The organism is Vibrio sp. V08_P9A1T1 (assembly GCF_963874405.1).
In the GTDB taxonomy this organism is placed as follows: Bacteria; Pseudomonadota; Gammaproteobacteria; order Enterobacterales; family Vibrionaceae; genus Vibrio; species Vibrio anguillarum.
This window is the reverse complement of record NZ_CAWNIB010000276.1, coordinates 1-17,481: the sequence shown is the minus strand read 5'-3', so window position 1 is coordinate 17,481 and position 17,481 is coordinate 1. Positions and strand designations below refer to the sequence as shown.

Annotated in this window: 13 protein-coding genes and 1 pseudogene; 10 read left to right on the top strand and 4 right to left on the bottom strand. The window is 45.7% G+C overall.

Annotated elements, in window-relative coordinates:
- Positions 1-66: 66 nt before the first annotated feature.
- Complete coding sequence (locus AACT21_RS13435; RefSeq protein ID WP_026027773.1) at positions 67-1,311, top strand: MDR family MFS transporter; 1,245 nt, start codon at positions 67-69, stop codon at positions 1,309-1,311.
- 42 nt (positions 1,312-1,353) lie between these two features.
- Here AACT21_RS13435 and AACT21_RS13430 read toward each other — a convergent pair whose 3' ends face one another.
- From AACT21_RS13430 to AACT21_RS13420, 3 genes are all read right to left on the bottom strand, one after another.
- Positions 1,354-2,091 (bottom strand): MBL fold metallo-hydrolase, encoded by a 738-nt coding sequence (locus AACT21_RS13430; protein ID WP_013868161.1) that lies wholly within the window; start codon positions 2,089-2,091, stop codon positions 1,354-1,356.
- Positions 2,069-2,698, bottom strand: coding sequence for a hypothetical protein (locus tag AACT21_RS13425; protein WP_017043842.1), 630 nt, complete (start codon positions 2,696-2,698; stop codon positions 2,069-2,071). The genes AACT21_RS13430 and AACT21_RS13425 overlap by 23 nt, the downstream gene beginning before the upstream one ends.
- A gap of 99 nt (positions 2,699-2,797) precedes the next feature.
- On the bottom strand, positions 2,798-4,132 hold the full coding sequence (locus AACT21_RS13420) for an MATE family efflux transporter (RefSeq protein ID WP_069212035.1): 1,335 nt from the start codon (positions 4,130-4,132) through the stop codon (positions 2,798-2,800).
- A gap of 460 nt (positions 4,133-4,592) precedes the next feature.
- Here AACT21_RS13420 and AACT21_RS13415 point away from each other — a divergent pair, with 460 nt between their 5' ends.
- The 8 genes from AACT21_RS13415 (at position 4,593) to AACT21_RS13380 (ending at position 15,259) form a co-directional block, all read left to right on the top strand.
- Positions 4,593-5,831 carry a carbohydrate porin gene (locus AACT21_RS13415; protein ID WP_017044902.1) on the top strand — a complete coding sequence of 413 codons (1,239 nt, stop codon included), beginning with the start codon at positions 4,593-4,595 and terminating at the stop codon, positions 5,829-5,831.
- A 337-nt stretch (positions 5,832-6,168) separates the two neighbouring features.
- Positions 6,169-7,176 carry a LacI family DNA-binding transcriptional regulator gene (locus AACT21_RS13410; protein ID WP_017050242.1) on the top strand — a complete coding sequence of 336 codons (1,008 nt, stop codon included), beginning with the start codon at positions 6,169-6,171 and terminating at the stop codon, positions 7,174-7,176.
- A gap of 30 nt (positions 7,177-7,206) precedes the next feature.
- Complete coding sequence (locus AACT21_RS13405) at positions 7,207-8,454, top strand: extracellular solute-binding protein (protein ID WP_094124999.1); 1,248 nt, start codon at positions 7,207-7,209, stop codon at positions 8,452-8,454.
- A 95-nt stretch (positions 8,455-8,549) separates the two neighbouring features.
- Positions 8,550-9,536, top strand: a complete 987-nt coding sequence (locus tag AACT21_RS13400) for a carbohydrate ABC transporter permease (RefSeq protein ID WP_013868154.1) — start codon at positions 8,550-8,552, stop codon at positions 9,534-9,536.
- 4 nt (positions 9,537-9,540) lie between these two features.
- On the top strand, positions 9,541-10,407 hold the full coding sequence (locus tag AACT21_RS13395) for a carbohydrate ABC transporter permease (protein ID WP_017044900.1): 867 nt from the start codon (positions 9,541-9,543) through the stop codon (positions 10,405-10,407).
- 80 nt (positions 10,408-10,487) lie between these two features.
- Complete coding sequence (locus AACT21_RS13390) at positions 10,488-11,582, top strand: ABC transporter ATP-binding protein (protein ID WP_094164167.1); 1,095 nt, start codon at positions 10,488-10,490, stop codon at positions 11,580-11,582.
- Entirely contained in the window at positions 11,582-14,182 is a 2,601-nt protein-coding gene (locus AACT21_RS13385; protein ID WP_094164166.1) for a glycoside hydrolase family 3 protein, read from the top strand. The genes AACT21_RS13390 and AACT21_RS13385 overlap by 1 nt, the downstream gene beginning before the upstream one ends.
- Positions 14,183-14,245: 63 nt before the next feature.
- Complete coding sequence (locus AACT21_RS13380) at positions 14,246-15,259, top strand: LacI family DNA-binding transcriptional regulator (protein WP_094164165.1); 1,014 nt, start codon at positions 14,246-14,248, stop codon at positions 15,257-15,259.
- Positions 15,260-15,296: 37 nt separating this feature from the next.
- Here AACT21_RS13380 and AACT21_RS13375 read toward each other — a convergent pair whose 3' ends face one another.
- Positions 15,297-16,853, bottom strand: a complete 1,557-nt coding sequence (locus AACT21_RS13375; protein ID WP_094164164.1) for a methyl-accepting chemotaxis protein — start codon at positions 16,851-16,853, stop codon at positions 15,297-15,299.
- 234 nt (positions 16,854-17,087) lie between these two features.
- Between AACT21_RS13375 and AACT21_RS13370 the strand changes: the two are divergent.
- Positions 17,088-17,481, top strand: a pseudogene (locus AACT21_RS13370) (alkaline phosphatase family protein); the annotation flags it as partial.

Genomic DNA, 17,481 nt, shown 5'->3' with positions numbered 1-17,481 from the left:
GAACTAGAAATGTGATGTTCATCGTGTGAACGCATAGTCAAGTGGCTGAAAGTAAGGAGTGTTTTTATGGCGAAAGAGGAAAGCTTATTTCGTTTAGAAAGGGTAAAAAGGTTTAATTTTTCAGTGTGGACGGTATTAACCGGAACATTGATTGCTCGTACCAGTTTTTTCATGGCATGGCCATTTTTGATCGTGTTTCTTTACCAAGATTATGGCGCATCGCCGATTGAAGTGGGTGGAATGCTGGCGACCTCTGCTGTTGTAGGAGCAATTACTGGGCTGTATTCAGGGTATCTTTCCGACAAATTTGGTCGCAAGTGGGTGATGGTTCTTGGCAGTGTGATGGCTGCATTTGCCTACAGTGGCATTGGTGTGGCTGATCAAATCTGGCAGTTTTACGTGCTTATCGTCCTTACCGGTTTAATGCGACCAATGATTGAAGCGCCGGGCAAAGCAGTGATTGGTGATAACTTGCCGAATTTGAAAGATCGCGAGCTGGCACTCAACATCCGCTATTTCCTACTCAATCTAGGTGGTGCCATTGGGCCACTGCTTGGGATTACGTTTGGGCTTTCTCACCCACAAACTCTCTTTTTCTTTACCGGCGGCACGTATTTATTGTTTGGCTTTTGGCTGCTGCTCGGTATTGAACGTAAAGGGCGCTACACCAAGCCCGATCGCTCTGGTTTGCCTAATTTTTCTTCGACGCTAAGAGTGATCAGTAAAGATAATATTTTTGTGAAGTTGATGGTGGCGAACTTCATCATGATGTTCATCTATGGGCAGGTAGAATCGTCTATTCCACAAGTGATTGTACGCACCAGTGCCGCCGATGCAGCGCAAATTGTCGCAGGGTTAGTGCTGGTAAATACCATGACCATTATCATCTTCCAGTTCCCAATGTTGAAGTGGTTGGAAAACGTCCCGCTGTTTGTACGAACTCGGATCGGCATGTTATTGATGGGGCTTGCGCAACTCGGCTTTCTGTTTACCCCTGCAGATTTACCGATTGGTTGGGCGCTCGCTTGCTTTGTTTTGAGTATGGGCGAAGTCATTGCTTTTCCAACCTTAAACGTACAAATAGACCGCATGGCTCCCGCCCATTTGCGTGGTTCTTACTTTGGTGCCGCCGCGCTTTATTCGTTAGGTTTTGCGATTGCGCCACTGGTTGGGGGGGCGGTGATTGGATACCTCAATTCAAACTGGCTGTTTGGCCTTTGCTTTGTGCTGTGCTTAGTGATGATTTGGCTTTACTGGGTCGCAGAGCATCAGCCCGATACGGTCGAGCGTGAACCCATTACTCAAGCTTAATTTGTTCTTTTTGTAAGGCTCTCATCGAGAGCCTTAACATCGCTATTTTTTTATCGCTACGCCAACTTCCAGCTTATCTAGCCATTCCAAAAATCGTTGAACATCATCGCCCCGAAAAATAGCGCCATGTTGCGGACACATCATCTCAATATCCAGCTGGCTGACTCGCTCAATCCAATCACTTTTGGCGCGGTTAGATGGCATCCAACGTTGATGAAAATAAGTCATTTTTGGAATATGGCTTTGAAAATCTTCTACAAAAAAAGAGGCGTTAGGGCTGTCGAGCGCGGCACCAATATCGCCAGACATCAATATTTTTGCATCAGGGTCGTAAACCGAAAAGTTACCAGAAGAGTGCATGTAATGTGCTGGGATAAAGTGCAGGTCATGGCCTGATAAGGACACTTTTCCACCTTCATCTTTGATGGGGGAGAATTGAATTGACTCCATACCAAAATGGCGGATAAACCCTTCCCACAACCAAGGTGAATGTAATGTTGCACTGGGCAGTGCTTTATCCCATAAACCGAGGGAAGAGATGATGTCTGGATCTTGGTGAGAGGCAAAAAGATGCTTGATATGTTCAATCGGCACTTCTTTCACGACGCAACCGAGCATCGCCGAAAACAGTTCAATGCCACCGGGGTCTAGCAATATCGCTTGATCACGATTGACTATCATATATTGGTTGGTATCAATGATTTTTTCTGGTTTGTTTGGATCGCGAGCAAACATCACCCAGCGATGATGGCCGCGTTCAAATAGTATTTTTGATTGCATAGTTCACCTGAGAAAAGAGAGAGAATGTTTTGAGCGATAGCATGACGTGAGCTTGAATTTCTTTTGCCAGTTCAGCGACGTTATTCGCAATGCTTTGCAGTTGGGCTTGATATCGCTCATCTGCTTGAGAGGCTTCCACGCTCAGCATGATCGAGATGATTTGTGCAATGCGCAGGTTGTCGTACAAGGTTTGCAATAACTCGTGCAGGTTTTGAGCTTCAGAGTAGAAACTGTGACTGAGTTTGCTATATTCCTCTTGGTTTTGATGATGTACGACATCCAAACTGTGTAAATGCCGAGCGTTATGCGCTTGTATATACACATTTTCAAAACGTTCAAGCGCAGCGCGTGCACGAGTCCTTGCGGTTGCGAGTTGGCTGATACGCTGCGCCTTCAAGTTGATGGTGTGCGACGCCTCTAGCGTGACGCGGACTAAATCATCAATCGAATCAGTAATTGGCCGAAAACCTGCGGCACTTTCGCCCGCACGCAGAGCCAGAGCTCTGGCATTGCTGGCGACAAGCAGTAATTTTTTTGCAATGAGTACGCTTTGGTTTAGCTCTGCTGCCACTTCCGCCGCAATTACGAAAACCGGTTTGTTGTCCATAGTTATCGAAAATATTCATCAACTTAACGTGTGTTAACTATAGACCAAATTCATATTTTTGAGACTAGATTGCTCGCTTGGGTTCTGTGTTACCTAAACTCAATGGTTTTTCTGCTGCTCAACTTGCCGAAGTGCACGTTGGTACATCGCCCACGCGGCAAGGCCTGCGAGGATATTACCGACCAACGCCCCGATAAACAGGCCATGCAGCGCCGCTATTTGAGCGCCAACCCATAAACAGGGTAAGAAGAACACAAACAGGCGCAGCGCGGAAATGGTTAAGGCGGTGTATGATTTTGCCAACGCATTAGAAACCGAGACCATTAACATGCAGATACCAAGCGGCCCTAAACTGATTGGCACGATCATTAAGTGCCAGTGCAAAATGGATTCGACACTTTGTTCGCTGGTCATCAGCGCGGCAAGGTGGCCGGATAATAGATAGGTCACTACGGCGATGATGAGCTGAAACCCAAGAATAAATTGGCACGCAACACGAACCAATTTTCGAATGTCTTGCAATTGGCCTGCGCCAAGCAAACGACCCACCATCGGTGGCATCGACATAGTTAATGCCAATATCGCGACCATCGCAAAAAACTCAAAACGAGATCCTAACGCCCATGCCGCGACAGCTGCGGTGCCGAAACTGGCCAATAGTTTGGTTGCCAGCATCGAAGAAAGCGGTGGAAGAAGCTGGCTTATCATGGCTGGCCCCATGATATGGCTGATAGAGCGAATACTTTTCCCTACATCCAAATCTGACCAATCAAACAGCATCCAGTGCCTTTTCGACACCTTGGGCGCAACCACGAACACGCCAATCCCAAAGGCTAAAATGGTCGCCAGCGCTGCGCCTTCAATACCCAAATCAAAAGTGAAGATAAAAATAGGGTCTAAAATCAGGTTTAAAATGCTGGTGACCATCATCATAGTACCCGGCAACATAGTATTACCATTGGCTCGACACAGGCTGTATAAAAAGTACAGCACCGCGCCCACCCAAGCACTGATTAACCAATAAATCCAGTAGCTGTCGACGATCTGATACACAGATTCAGGAGCGCTGAGTAGCGCTAAGATGGGATGACGCAGTAAATAGATAATCACTGAAAACAGAGCAACCCCAATGCTGCCGATAGCGACGACTAACCCACCAAGCTGCTTCGCGTAGCGAATTTGGTTCGCACCCAATGCGCGAGCAATCACCGCTGTGGTCGCAATGCCAAGCCCAACCTGAAGGCCAATAATGATCATCTGAATGGGTAATGTAAACCCTTGCGCGGCAAGGGGTAACACGCCAAGTTGGCCGATAAACGCACTATCGACCAGTTGGAAGCTCATGAGGGACAGCACACCAAACATCATCGGCCAAGTCATTTGCAAGAGTTGGCGCGTGAGTGAAGGTGGAGATAACGGAGTGGTGTTTGACATTGCTCGGCTCAACTATATGGGTAGAGGTTTTAATATGTGGCCTGTGCGGTGAAAAACAAGCTCAGAATGGTTTGTACGTTATGTGCGTTGAGTATGTTAACAGCTATACGTGAAGAGAGCGACGTTCATCCCCATCGAGTTGTTCCGTGCAATGACATGAAAATCATCATATTGATGAAATATTTCATAAAAACCTAACCATTTGGTGAATACTTGAGCGTTAATCTCGTGATGAACTCGTCCTATTTCTATGAAATGAAACCGATTTCATTTCTGCTTTGTGAATCAATTTGCGTTTAATGTATTGATGGTGTTAATAAAAAATAACAATAACGCTCTTCCTCAGTTTCATCGCCAAAAGCAGTCGAGCGCGCTGTGAAGCGACACCTAATTTTCACTTGTTTCATTTTTTAAACTGACCACAGAACAAAAACAAACCAAGTGATTAATAGGACTTAACATGAAAAATTATAAGCTTCTACCTCTATCCCTAGCTGTGGCTGCCGTACTCTCTTCTGCTCCTTCTTTTGCCAATGATCCAATGCCAAATCCTGAGGTGTTGGATCAAGATCAACAACCACTGGTGCTGACACCAGATATAAACGTTCCCGCGGGTATCGTATTTTCTGGTTATGCTCGCTATGGTGCAGCCTACCAAAATGGCGATGTCAAACTGGTTGAAACCAATGGCCGTTTAAACGGTAACTCAACAGGCCGTTTAGGAAACGAAGGTAACGGTGGTGAGTTCCAATTTGGTAAAGGATTCGTCAGTGACAGCGGTGCTATTTGGGATGTGGTGGTGATGTTCAACCATTGGGGTGATGAGGTGGGTGTGCCTAAAGCTTACGCTGGCGGAACCAACATTTTTGAAAGCCAACCTGAACTTTATGTATGGGCTGGTCGAGACTTTCACCAACGTATTTCAACGAATTTGAACGACTATTTTTGGATGACGCATGATGGGCAAGGTGGTGGTTTCTACAACCTTAATCTAGGAGGCATTAAATTCGACGCCAGTGTCGTCAGTGCAACGGGGGCTTCTCCTAGCGATCATCCAGATGGTAATTACGCATTGACCACCAAAATCCACGGCATTCAATTTTCTGATACAACCAATCTCAGCATTTATGCTAACTACGGCTTTGATGACAATTCGGATCCAACGGCCAAAAAACTCAACGCGTTTCAAGTGGCGGGTGAATTGAAGTTTGGGGATGACCGTTTGGTGGTGCGTTATGCTGATAACGCCAAAGACAGTGTTTTTTGGAAAACGGAGAATCAATCAGCGTTGTTGGTGAGCTTTGATGGGAGTAAGGCGCTGGGAGACAATGCGGCGATCGAATACTTAGCGGCTTATCAAGCCTACGAAGATGGTGCATACAAACAGTATGACCGTACTAACTACAACGTGTTGGTTCGTCCGATGTATTTTTGGGATGAGACCAACTCAACGTGGTTAGAAGCTGGCTATGATGTTGTGGATTTTGACAACATCGACGCCACCAACTCTTCTTGGAAAGTGACACTATCGCAGAACATTTCGTTTGGTAAAGGTGCAGGCGCTCGACCAATGCTCCGTTTCTATGCCACTTTGGGTGATGCCGATAACGAAACTGTGATCGACAAAGACGGCCTATTTAAAGCCGCAAGTAACCCAGATACGGTAACGATTGGCGCGATGTGGGAAGCGTGGTGGTAACCCCATATTTGATCATTAACTGTCCATTCTTTTTTCACGGCTCGCTCGATGCCTGCCGTGGTTTTTAACCTCCAGCGATACACTTACGCTTTCGGGCCACATTAGTGGCCCTTTTTTATTTACGGTAATCGGCCACCATCTTTTTCTCTCTTCCGATTGCCATGAAACAGTTTCATGGCTGCCTGGGAAACTGCTGTGGCTTTCAATGTTTAGATAATTGTCATTTGTGTGCCTAGTTCGATGTGATTTCTCTCACGCTAAAGCGAGGGGATATCTTGAATACTAGCTCATGAAAGCGGTTTCTTGTTGGTTTTGTCAGTAATGTTGTGAGGCGAGAGTGGCGACAATTAAAGATGTATCTGATCATGCAGGTGTATCGCAAGCGACGGTGTCGCGGGTGATTAATGGAACTAGCCGTGTTAGCCACGATAAAAAACTCAGAGTCGAAAAGGCGATTAAAGATCTTGGTTACCGCCCCAATTCTATTGCTCAAGCACTGGCCTCAAGCCGTACGGGGAGCATCGGCATCATAGTACCGGAATTAGGGGGCCCTTTTTATTCAAGCATTTTGCACAACATTGAAGAGCAACTGCGTAAGTTTGGCTACCACGTCGTCGTGACAGCAGGCTCGAACACAGAGCAAGGGCAAAAAGAGTCGGTGCAATTTCTGCTAGGTCGCCGAGTCGATGCATTAATTCTTCATACCCAACATCTAACCGATGACTACTTGATTGAGTTGGATCAACAAGGGGTTCATTTGGTGCTAGTGAACCGTTTTATTCCTGAAATGGCCAGCAGCTGTATTGACATTGATAACGAGATAGGTGGCTTTTTGGCAACACAGTATTTACTCAGTCAGGGTCATCAACGAATTGCTTGTATTACTGGGCCATTGGATAAATCTGATGCGCGAGGCCGTTTGCAAGGCTACCGAAAAGCGTTGGAAGAGGCTGGGCTTGACTATGAAGAAGCGCTCGTGTCTGAAGCTGGTTTTACCGAAGAATCCGGCGTCAAAGCGATGCGCAAATTACTGATGCGTCACTGTGAATTTAGCGCCGTATTTGCTTCAAACGATCATATGGCATTTGGTGCATTTGAAGAGTTGCGCCGTGTCGGGTTGCAAATACCACAACACATATCCTTGGTTGGATTTGACGATATTTTATTCGCGCGTTACCTCACCCCAGCGTTAACGACCGTGAATTTCCCTCTTGAACAGATGAGCTTAGAAGCGGTTCAGCTCGTTATTCAAAAGCTGCACAAAAACAAACGCGACGTGAACTTCAAATTATCCCCTTCGTTGGTGATACGAGACTCCGTCAAAAATTTACTCAACACCCTATAAACCTAACAATAAAGATATTAAGGATGAATCATGAAATTTAAGACCTTAGTGCTATCAAGCGCCGTGGCTTTAGGATTTTCTTCGCTTACATATGCTGCCGACCACACCATCCGTTTAGACGGTTTCCCCGACTTTGATAGCAGTTTGAAAGTCTTATTGCCGGACTTTGAACAAAAGAGTGGTATCAAGGTTGACTATTTAATGAATAACCACGGCGACCACCACACCAAGCTGACGACGAACCTTGCCACAGGCTCCGGAGCGGGGGATGTGATTGTGGTTGATGTAGAGAAAATTGGTCCCTTTGTTGCCTCCGGTGGCTTAGTCAATTTGTCGGAAAAATATGGCGCGGACAAATTCCAAGACCATTTTGCACCTTATGCTTGGGCACAAGGCAAGGGTGGCGATGGCCATATGTATGGCATTCCTGTCGACCTTGGCCCAGGCGTGATGTACTACCGAACCGATGTGTTTGAAAAGGCGGGGATTGACATCAATCAAGCGATAAAAGATTGGGACTCCTACATCAAAGCCGGTGAAATATTGAAGAAACAAAACGTACAGCTGATTGCATCCGCCGCTGATGTAGCACAAGCGATCATTTTTACCACGGTTCCTGACGGCGAAGGATTGTATTTTGATAGTAAGGGAAATTCAGTCGTCACTTCCGAACGTTTTGTACATGCATTTGAAGTGGCAAAAACGATTCGTGAAAAAGGGCTAGATGGCCGAATTTTGGCATGGTCTAACGAATGGTATGAAGGTTTCCGTAACGGTACTTTTGCTACTCAGCTTTCTGGTGCGTGGTTGCTCGGACATCTAAAAAACTGGATTGCGCCAGATACAGCAGGCAAATGGGCCGTATCAAACCTTCCTGATGGTATTTACGGCAGTTGGGGCGGTTCATTTCTCTCAATCCCTACTCAGTCAAAACATCAAGATGACGCGTGGAAGCTGATTGAGTACATGACAACCAACCGTGATGTGCAGCTTAAAGCGTTCGAAACGATTGCCGCGTTCCCCTCTAATGTCACGACTTACGATGACCCAATGTTCAATGAAGAAATTGAATTTCTAGGTGGTCAAAAAGCGCGTTTGTTGTTTGCGAATGTGGCAAAAAACATCAAACCAGTCGCGCCTGCGAAAGGTGACCATGTGGCTCGTTCTATCATCTTAGAAAATGCACTGATGGAAGTGTTGGATGAAGGCAAAGACATCAAAGCCGCACTGAAAGATGCAGAACGTTTAATTCAGCGTCGTACCCGTAATATGCAATAGCACGGTCATCATTAAAAAAGAACCGCCAGCGGTGCTGGTGGTTCACTAAGCGTAAGTTATAGAAGGCATGATGTTATGCCTAAGAGGTCGTTATTATGAATCACGTTACGAGCAACGCTGTGCAAGCGCCATCGGGTCGACGTTTTTTTTCTCACCTGAGTTTGAAAGCGCTTACACCGTACGGGTTTCTATTGCCGTTTTTGATTATTTTTTCTGTTTTTGGAGTTTTTCCTCTCCTGTTTTCTGTCTATCTCTCTTTCCATGCGTGGAACCCCGTCGAAGGGGTTGCCGCCATGAATTATGTGGGATTTGATAACTACCAAGTTGCACTGACCGACCCTTGGTTGTGGCGTTCATTAAGCAATACATTGTGGTTGGCGATAACCTCGGGCGTTGCTCAACATTTAGTGGCTATTCCAGTGGCCTATATTTTGGTTTCATTGGGCGATCGGCTGCGTCATTGGCTGACATCCGCTTATTTTTTGCCATTCATTACCTCAACGGTGGCGGCGTCGCTCATCTTCTTCAATATGTATTCACCCAATTCGGGCATCATCAACCAAAGCTTAATGGCTTTAGCTGATAGCAGTGTCTTTGGCTGGGCATTTTCTTGGCTTAATGAGTATCAACCTATCCGTTGGTTAGATGATGCCAACATGATCAAACCCTCGATTGCCATCATGGTTTTTTGGAAATACACCGGTTTTAACATCGTGTTGTACACCACAGGTTTAATGACCATTCCCAAAGAAATTTTAGAGGCCGCGCGGATGGATGGCGCTAACGCCTTTCGCCGTTTTTGGAATATCTCACTGCCGATGATTCGCCCTTTCGTTTTCTTTGCCGTCACCATGACCATCATTGGCAACTTACAACTGTTTGAAGAACCGTTTGTATTAACGCGTGGCACCGGAGGCGTAGGCCAAGCAGGCTTAACCATCTCAATGTATCTCTACAAAGTGGGCTGGGAGTGGCTAGAGATGGGCACGGCATCCGCTATTTCTTGGCTGCTGTTTGCGCTGATTGCAACTTGTACTGCGATTCAGTTTTTCTTCTTTGGTAAAAAAGGGTTGGGGGAGTAATAGCATGTCAATCCACGCTTTAAAACTCAGTGATCGCAGCATTGAACTCATCACTAAAGTAATGATGGCGCTACTGGCGGTTGTATTGATTGTCTCGGCGTTGATCACTGTTTTCCCATTTTTGTGGTCGGCGCTGCTGTCAACGCGCGATCGTACGGAAATCTTCGGTTCAGGCATCAGCTTTGCCATTGGGGATAGCTTAGCCATTAACTATGCAAAGCTGTTGCAGATTATGCCGTTTTGGCAGGCGATGTTTAACTCTATCTACATTGCCTTTTTAGGCACCACTATCTCACTGTTGTTTTGCAGTATGGGCGGTTACGCGTTTGCTGTGTTTCAGTTCAAAGGTAAGAACGCGCTATTTGGCATGTTGGTGGCTTCCATGATGATCCCACCCGTCTTGAGCTTGATCCCCTATTTTATGATCGTGAAATTTCTGGGTTTGATGGATAACCACATGGCGGTTTGGCTGCCGTTTACCACCACTCCATTTGGGATTTTTCTAATGCGCCAACACGTGATGGCCTCTATTCCTAAAGAGTTATTAGAAGCGGCCAAACTCGATGGCGCGGGAGAGTTTCGTACTTACTGGAGCGTTGTTTTGCCGTTGATGAAACCAGCGTTGGCAACACTGGCGATTGTACAGTTTGTTTTTTTCTGGAACAGCTTTATGAATCCGTTAGTGGTGCTCACATCGCCAGAAAACTACGTCATTACTCAGGCGTTACGTAGCGTGCAAGGCATTCCAAATACGCCTTGGGGTGCGGTGATGCTTGGCACCACCATTTCTATATTGCCGTTGGTGACTATCTATCTCTTTGCGTCCAAACAGATGATAAGCGGCTTAACATCCGGTGCAGTAAAAGGCTAATTGGCCTTTAATCCCTCATTTTAGTTACTCATGCTGGCGTGGTTTTGTTGAAAGAAGGCGCAGTGTGAAGGAGAAAAATTATGGCAAAAGTTGAATTTAAGAACATTAAGAAGTCGTTTGGTCATGTGGATGTTGTTAGGCATTTTAATTTCACGGTGAATGATGGTGAGTTTGTGGTATTTCTTGGCCCATCGGGTTGCGGAAAATCAACCACATTACGCATGTTGGCGGGGCTGGAGTCGATTACGGCCGGTGATATTTACGTTGGTGACAAGTGGATGAATAACGTAGATGCCAAAGATAGAGACTTAGCGATGGTGTTCCAAAGTTATGCGCTTTACCCACATATGAGCGTGTATGAAAACATCGCGTTTGCATTGAAGTTAAAAGGCATGCCAAAAACTGAAATCGATAAGGAAGTGCGTAAAGCGGCAAAAATGTTAGAGCTTGACCCGCTCCTTGATCGTAAGCCTAAAGAGTTATCTGGCGGTCAACGCCAACGCGTGGCGATGGGGCGTGCCATGGTGCGTACGCCAAAAGTGTTCTTGTTTGATGAGCCACTTTCTAACTTAGATGCCAAACTTCGTGGTGTGATGCGCGAAGAGATCAAGCAGTTACATCGTCAGCTTAAAACCACCACTATTTATGTTACGCATGATCAAATTGAGGCGATGACGCTCGCTGATCGCATTGTGATCCTCAAAGATGGCTATGTTGCGCAAGTCGGTACACCAACAGAGGTGTTTCAACGCCCGGCGAACAAATTTGTGGCGCAGTTTATTGGTAACCCTTCGATGAACATGCTTGATGCACAACTTATCCAGCAAGATGGCGAATGGCTTATCCAACTGGGTGACATCTTTATCCCGCTTCCCGAGCGATTTAAAGCGCATGCGTCTAAAAACCTCGCATTGCATGTCGGTATTCGTCCCACCGATATTCACTTACGTGCAGAACAAGTTAACCATGAACGCGTCTTGCCAATCGCCGTTACGCTCAAAGATAAAGAGTTGCTCGGTGCGAGTATTTTGTTGAAAACCCATGTTGCAGGCCAGCCTTTGATGGTGGAAACCCAAGCGGCAGAGGTAGAGGTGACGAAGGTTACACTCTATCTCGACCTAGATGCGATTCATATTTTTGATGCGCTGAGTGAAAACTCATTGGCCAGTTTTTAATGGTGAACAAGACGATGACAATAATAAAGCAAGCCCCTTATTTCGACGTTTGGCCCAAAATAGAATCAGCAATCAAAGCTGACCCTGAAATTGAACAGCAAGTAGCAAGAATCGTAGGGTTGATGACCTTAGAAGAAAAAATTGGCCAGATTATCCAACCAGAAATCCGCGATATTACGCCGCAAGAAATCATCGATTATAAGATTGGTACGGTACTCAATGGTGGTGGCTCTTGGCCAAACAGCAATAAACATGCACCAGCCAGTGAATGGGTAGCGAAAGCCGATGAATACTGGTTTGCCGCAGAAAAAGCTTATCAAGGTCGCCCATTTCATATTCCGTTTATGTGGGGGACTGACGCAGTACACGGCCACAATAACGTCTTTGGCGCAACCGTATTTCCGCACAATATTGGGTTGGGGTGCGCGCGCAATCCCGCGTTAATTCGCAAAATTGGCCGTATCACGGCACTGGAAATCGCCGCGACGGGTATTGATTGGACCTTTGCACCAACCGTAGCCACCCCTCGTGATTTGCGTTGGGGGCGCTGTTATGAAGGTTACTCTGAAGACCCCGAAGTGACTTATGTTTATGCCAGTGAAATGGTCGCAGGTTTGCAAGGTGACGCCATTGACTTACAAGGTGAGCATCATGTGATCTCAAACGTCAAACATTGGGTGGGCGATGGCGGCACAGTGAATGGTGTTGATCGCGGCAGCAATACTTACAGTGAAGATCTGCTGCGTAACGTGCATGCCATGGGCTATTTCAGTGGCCTTAATGCCGGTGCGCAAGTGGTGATGTCTTCATTTAATTCGTGGGATAACCAAGCGAACTACGATCACGCACCGCACATTTCAGGTGATTACAACCTCAAAATTCATGGCAGTAAGTACCTACTCACTGATGTTTTGAAAGATCAAATGGGCTTTGATGGATTAGTTGTAACCGATTGGCATGGTCATTCTGAAGTCAGTAAATGTACCGATGGTAATGCGACTTACGCTATCAATGCGGGTAACGATATTTTAATGATCCCTATCCGTGAGCATTGGCAATCAGCCTATCGTCAAGCGGTGAGCGATGCCAAAAGTGGAGTACTGAGCCAGAGCCGAATTGATGATGCTGTGACGCGTATTTTACGGGTGAAAATGCGCGCGGGTTTATGGAAAAAACCGCATCCTTCAGCGCGAGCTTTGGCTGGTCAGCAATCTCTGATTGGTTGCTCTGAACATCGTGCTATCGCTCGCCAAGCTGTTCAGCAATCGATGGTACTGTTGAAAAATAACAAGGGTATTTTACCACTCAAACGTGGGTGCAAGGTTGTGTTAACGGGCAGCGGCGCCAATGATTTGCAAAAGCAAGCGGGCGGGTGGAACCTCACTTGGCAAGGGGATGAAAATAACTTAGCCGATTTCCCCGGAGCCACCACAGTGAAAATGGCGTTAGAAGCCGAATTGGGCATAGATAATGTTTGCTACGATCCAGAATTAACGGGTGATTGGCAAGCGGGTGATATTGCGGTTGTGGTGTTTGGTGAAGATCCTTATTCTGAAATGATGGGTGATATCAAAGCGTGGCAATCTTTGGAGTTTTCAACCTTGAAACGTCGCTACCGAGCAGATAGCGAAAAAATCAAAGCATTTCATAAGCGCGGCGTAAAAGTGGTATCGATTTTCTTTAGCGGTCGTCCACTGTTTGTCAATGAAGAAATATCCTTGTCTGATGCTTTTGTTGCGGCATTTTTACCCGGCAGCGAAGGACGTGGCATTACTGATGTTTTAGTGGCTAAAGAGAATGGTGAAGTTAATATCGACTTCTCTGGTACCTTGTCATTCAGTTGGCCCAATAAAAAGCGCAGCACCTGTGTGAACCGTATTCCTCCTCATATTCCCAACTATGTCGTGCCTGAATGTGAGCAGTCTCCTGTTGGGGAACATGCTCCTTTATTTGAATACGGTTATGGGCTTAATTACGCTGAAAAAAAACAAACTCGAGATTTGGATAACCTTGATTTAGATATCGACTCAGAAGAAGCAAAATGGCAAGCAACACGTGCAGAGCATCTGTATGGCATTATGGCGACGATAGGCGATTATCAACTTAAAGTGTCGGATGCTGAACATTGGATGGGCGTGGATGTCTCACGCAACAACGTGATGAAACTCGGTGCTGTCCGAACTAAGCCGTATAACTACCAGCAGCAGCAAGACGCCGTTGAGGTAGAAATTCTGGGGGGTGGAGCAATGGTTTATGCGCAAACGGGGCTAGGGCAAGCGGAAGATTTCAGCCATTACGATAATGCGCATGGCGTGGTCAGTTTTGAGATTAAAGTGCTCAGAGCGGCAACAGAACCTGTTTATTTGTCACTGCAACGCGCCGTTGTTCCTGGATGTTTGGGGGATATTGATAACGTGGTTAAAGTGGACGTCAGCCACTACTTTTCCACCGTCAATGATAGCTTTACGCGCGTGAACATTGCTTGTTCACATTTCTCTGAGCAGGGATTAAGTTTTACTCATCTCGACACGCCCTTCTCATTATTTACTAATGGTGAGTGTCAATTTGTGATCGCCAATATATGTTGGGATACACAGTAAAAAGAAACGATAGACTCCTTCTCCGTGTGGAGAAGGAGTGCTTCTAAAGGGCCAAACATCGCCATGAGAAAATCAAAGAAAGCACCCACTGTTTATGATGTCGCTAAGCTTGCCGAAGTTTCGGCAAGCACTGTCTCTCGTTTTTTGAATCGCACAACTTACGTATCGGATGAAAAAAGCCAAAATATTGAACGTGCAATTAAAACCCTTGGCTACAAACCTAGTTACTCAACCAGTCATCTAGGCAATAAGCGTTCGATGACTATTGGTGTATTAGTGCAGCACGCAGAGAGCCCTCACACCAGTCGAATTCTGAATGACATGGAGAAGGTATTAATGACCCAAGGGTATTCACTGGTGATTGCCACAGGTCAGTGGCAGAAAAACTTGGAAGCACATGCACTGGAGTATCTTGCCAGAAGCAATGTCGATGGAATGATCATAGTGACAGGCAGTTTAAAAAGCGATCAAATCCTCAAATATGCTCAATCGATTCCCATCATTGCTGTCGGCCACCAAATTGTTAGTAATAATGTACGTTGCATTAATGTGGACAATGTACTCGGCGGTTATATTGCCACCTTGCACCTATTGCAATTAGGGCACGTGAACATTGCTCATATAAAAGGGCTCGCTAATCAGCCTGATTCAACCGCCCGTTTCACTGGCTACCAAAAAGCGCTTCGTGAAGCGGGAATTAAGCCTATGCCTAAACTCATTAAACAAGGTGACTTTAGCTCTGAATGTGGGTATGAAAAGACGGTTGAACTGTTGCAGTCGAAAGTCCATTTCTCGGCTATTTTTGCTGCTAATGATCAAACGGCTTATGGTGCCATTAAGGCGTTAACTGACCACGGTGTGCGAGTGCCAGATGATGTTTCAGTGATTGGTTTTGATGACTTACCTGTCTCTCAGTATTTCACTCCGGCCCTAACGACATTGCGCCAACCAATTGAAGAGATCGGTGCGGTGTGTGCGCATTCCATTCTCAACTTGCTCAGTGGTGAGAGGCACGATGCTAGGTTACCCCCTATCGATTTAATTGTGCGAGAGTCCACAAAGTCTATCTACCGTTAATAAAAAGCCCTCGTTAGAGGGCTAGTCGGACATGAAATTATAACCGTCGGAATTGGCGAACTAATGTGCCTTGAGAGCTAAGGTTTACCACTAAATCCTCACATTCATCTCGTGTATCACTGGCCAAAATATTGGTCGCAACACAGACATCACTGATCGATTGAACGCTTGAATTCATATCTTCAGTCACGCGTGCCATCTCTTCTACGGCGGTGGCAATTTGTTCATTTCTATCCGTAATATCAATCACTTGTGTAAGTAGCATATTGAGTTTATCGCCAGAGACATTAGCACTATTAACACATAATTTAGATAACTGTGCGCCTTCATGCATCGCATCGACAGCTTGGTGGGTGCTGGTTTGAATCAGCGCAATGACATTTTGGATCTCTTTAGTGGACTCATGGCTGCGTTGTGCCAAGGTGCGAACCTCGTCGGCGACGACCGCAAATCCACGGCCTTGCTCGCCAGCCCGAGCAGCTTCAATAGCGGCGTTAAGTGCCAGCAGGTTGGTTTGCTCAGCGACAGATTGGATCACAATTAACACTTGGCCAATGGTTTTTCCGTGGTCTGCCAATTGTGTGACAACCGATGAAGCGCTGTCTAGTTGGGTTGCGAGCTGTTGCATTGCATTCAATGTATCTTTTACCGAATCCATACCTTCTTCGGCGGCCAATTTTGCTTTCTCGGTTGCGTCTGATGCACTTTGCGCATTTTGTGCAATTTCATTCGCGGTAGAGTGCATTTCATTGATCGCGGCGGCAACTTGTTCTGTTTCTCGTGTTTGACCTTCTAAATTGGTCGCAGTTGTTTTGCAGTTTTTTGAAGATGAATTGGCCGCTTCACCAATTTGTTGGTTTGAATCTTGAATGCGTCCCACCACAGCATTGAGTTCGGATTGGCGCATTTTTAACGCAAGTTTGATTTCAGAAATGTCATCAATATGGCCGTTATACACCAATTCCATTAGTGGGTTATCAAATATCTTGCGTGCTTCGGCACTGAGCGATTCTAAACTGCGAGTTAAATAATAACCTGCAACCATGGACAGTAATAACATCAATACTAAGCCTATTCCCGGAAGAAGAGTGTCAGCCACAAAACTGATGCCTGCAATCGGGACTAAGGCGATGGCCAAACGTTGCCACAGGCGAGTCCGAGGCAGCTTTAACTGCCTGGGTATTTTGCCTGCTTTAAGCTGCGCGTAGATTTTTTCTGCGTTGGTGATGTGTTCTCGACTTGGACACAAACGTACCGACTGAAACTCAACCGTTTTGCCATTTTCGACAATCGGAGAAGCAAACGCATCAACCCAATAATGATCGCCATTTTTACATCTATTTTTGACGATACCCATCCAAGATTGGCCGCGTTTTAAATGCTCCCACATATCTTTAAACGCTTCTGCTGGCATGTCTGGGTGACGAACTAGGTTGTGAGGCTGGTTGATAAGCTCTTCTAATGAGTAGCCCGCCACTTCACAAAACTCTTTACTGGCATAAGTGATATGGCTGCTTGGTTTAGTGACCGATAATAAGTTATAGCTAGGTGGAAACTTGACTTCTTTTTGTGTGACAGGTTGGTTGGTACGCATGATTACCTCGAATTAAATAAGTTAAAAACAAATTAAGCCAAGCTTCTCTAGCGTTAGATGAGGGTGTTATTTATTATTTTTGTTTCCACTGTTATAGATTCGAATCGCTAAGAACGCAATAGAATTAACCAATATAGAATACCTAATTGGTATCATTACTTTTGATATGGATATATGGCCGATTTATAACGTAAATATAACTTACGGCTTGACCTTACGAGTAAGCTTGCCACAATGTGCGCATGCAATAACTGTAGGGAAAACAGTATGATATTTTATTCTTTTGGGCGGCTAAAACCCATCGCGTTACTCTTAACTTCTTTACTTTCATCAACTTCTTTCGCTGCTATCAGTGATGCGCCTGTGGTTGGCGGGCTGTTCAATTCGGCGCAAATATTGAAAAATCAAATGGCGTCGTCTTTAAGCTATTCAACGCGCTTTGCCCGTGATTCGACCTTATTTACCATCGCCGGGGTAACACTCGATAGCTATATCCTTATGTTGCCTTTAGATGCAAAAACAAAAGCTCGCGTTATTGCACAAATTTCTAACCCAACTTACGCCATCCCGCTGGGCTATTTTTTATATCAATATTATGATCGTTATACGGGGTTAGAAAATGATGATG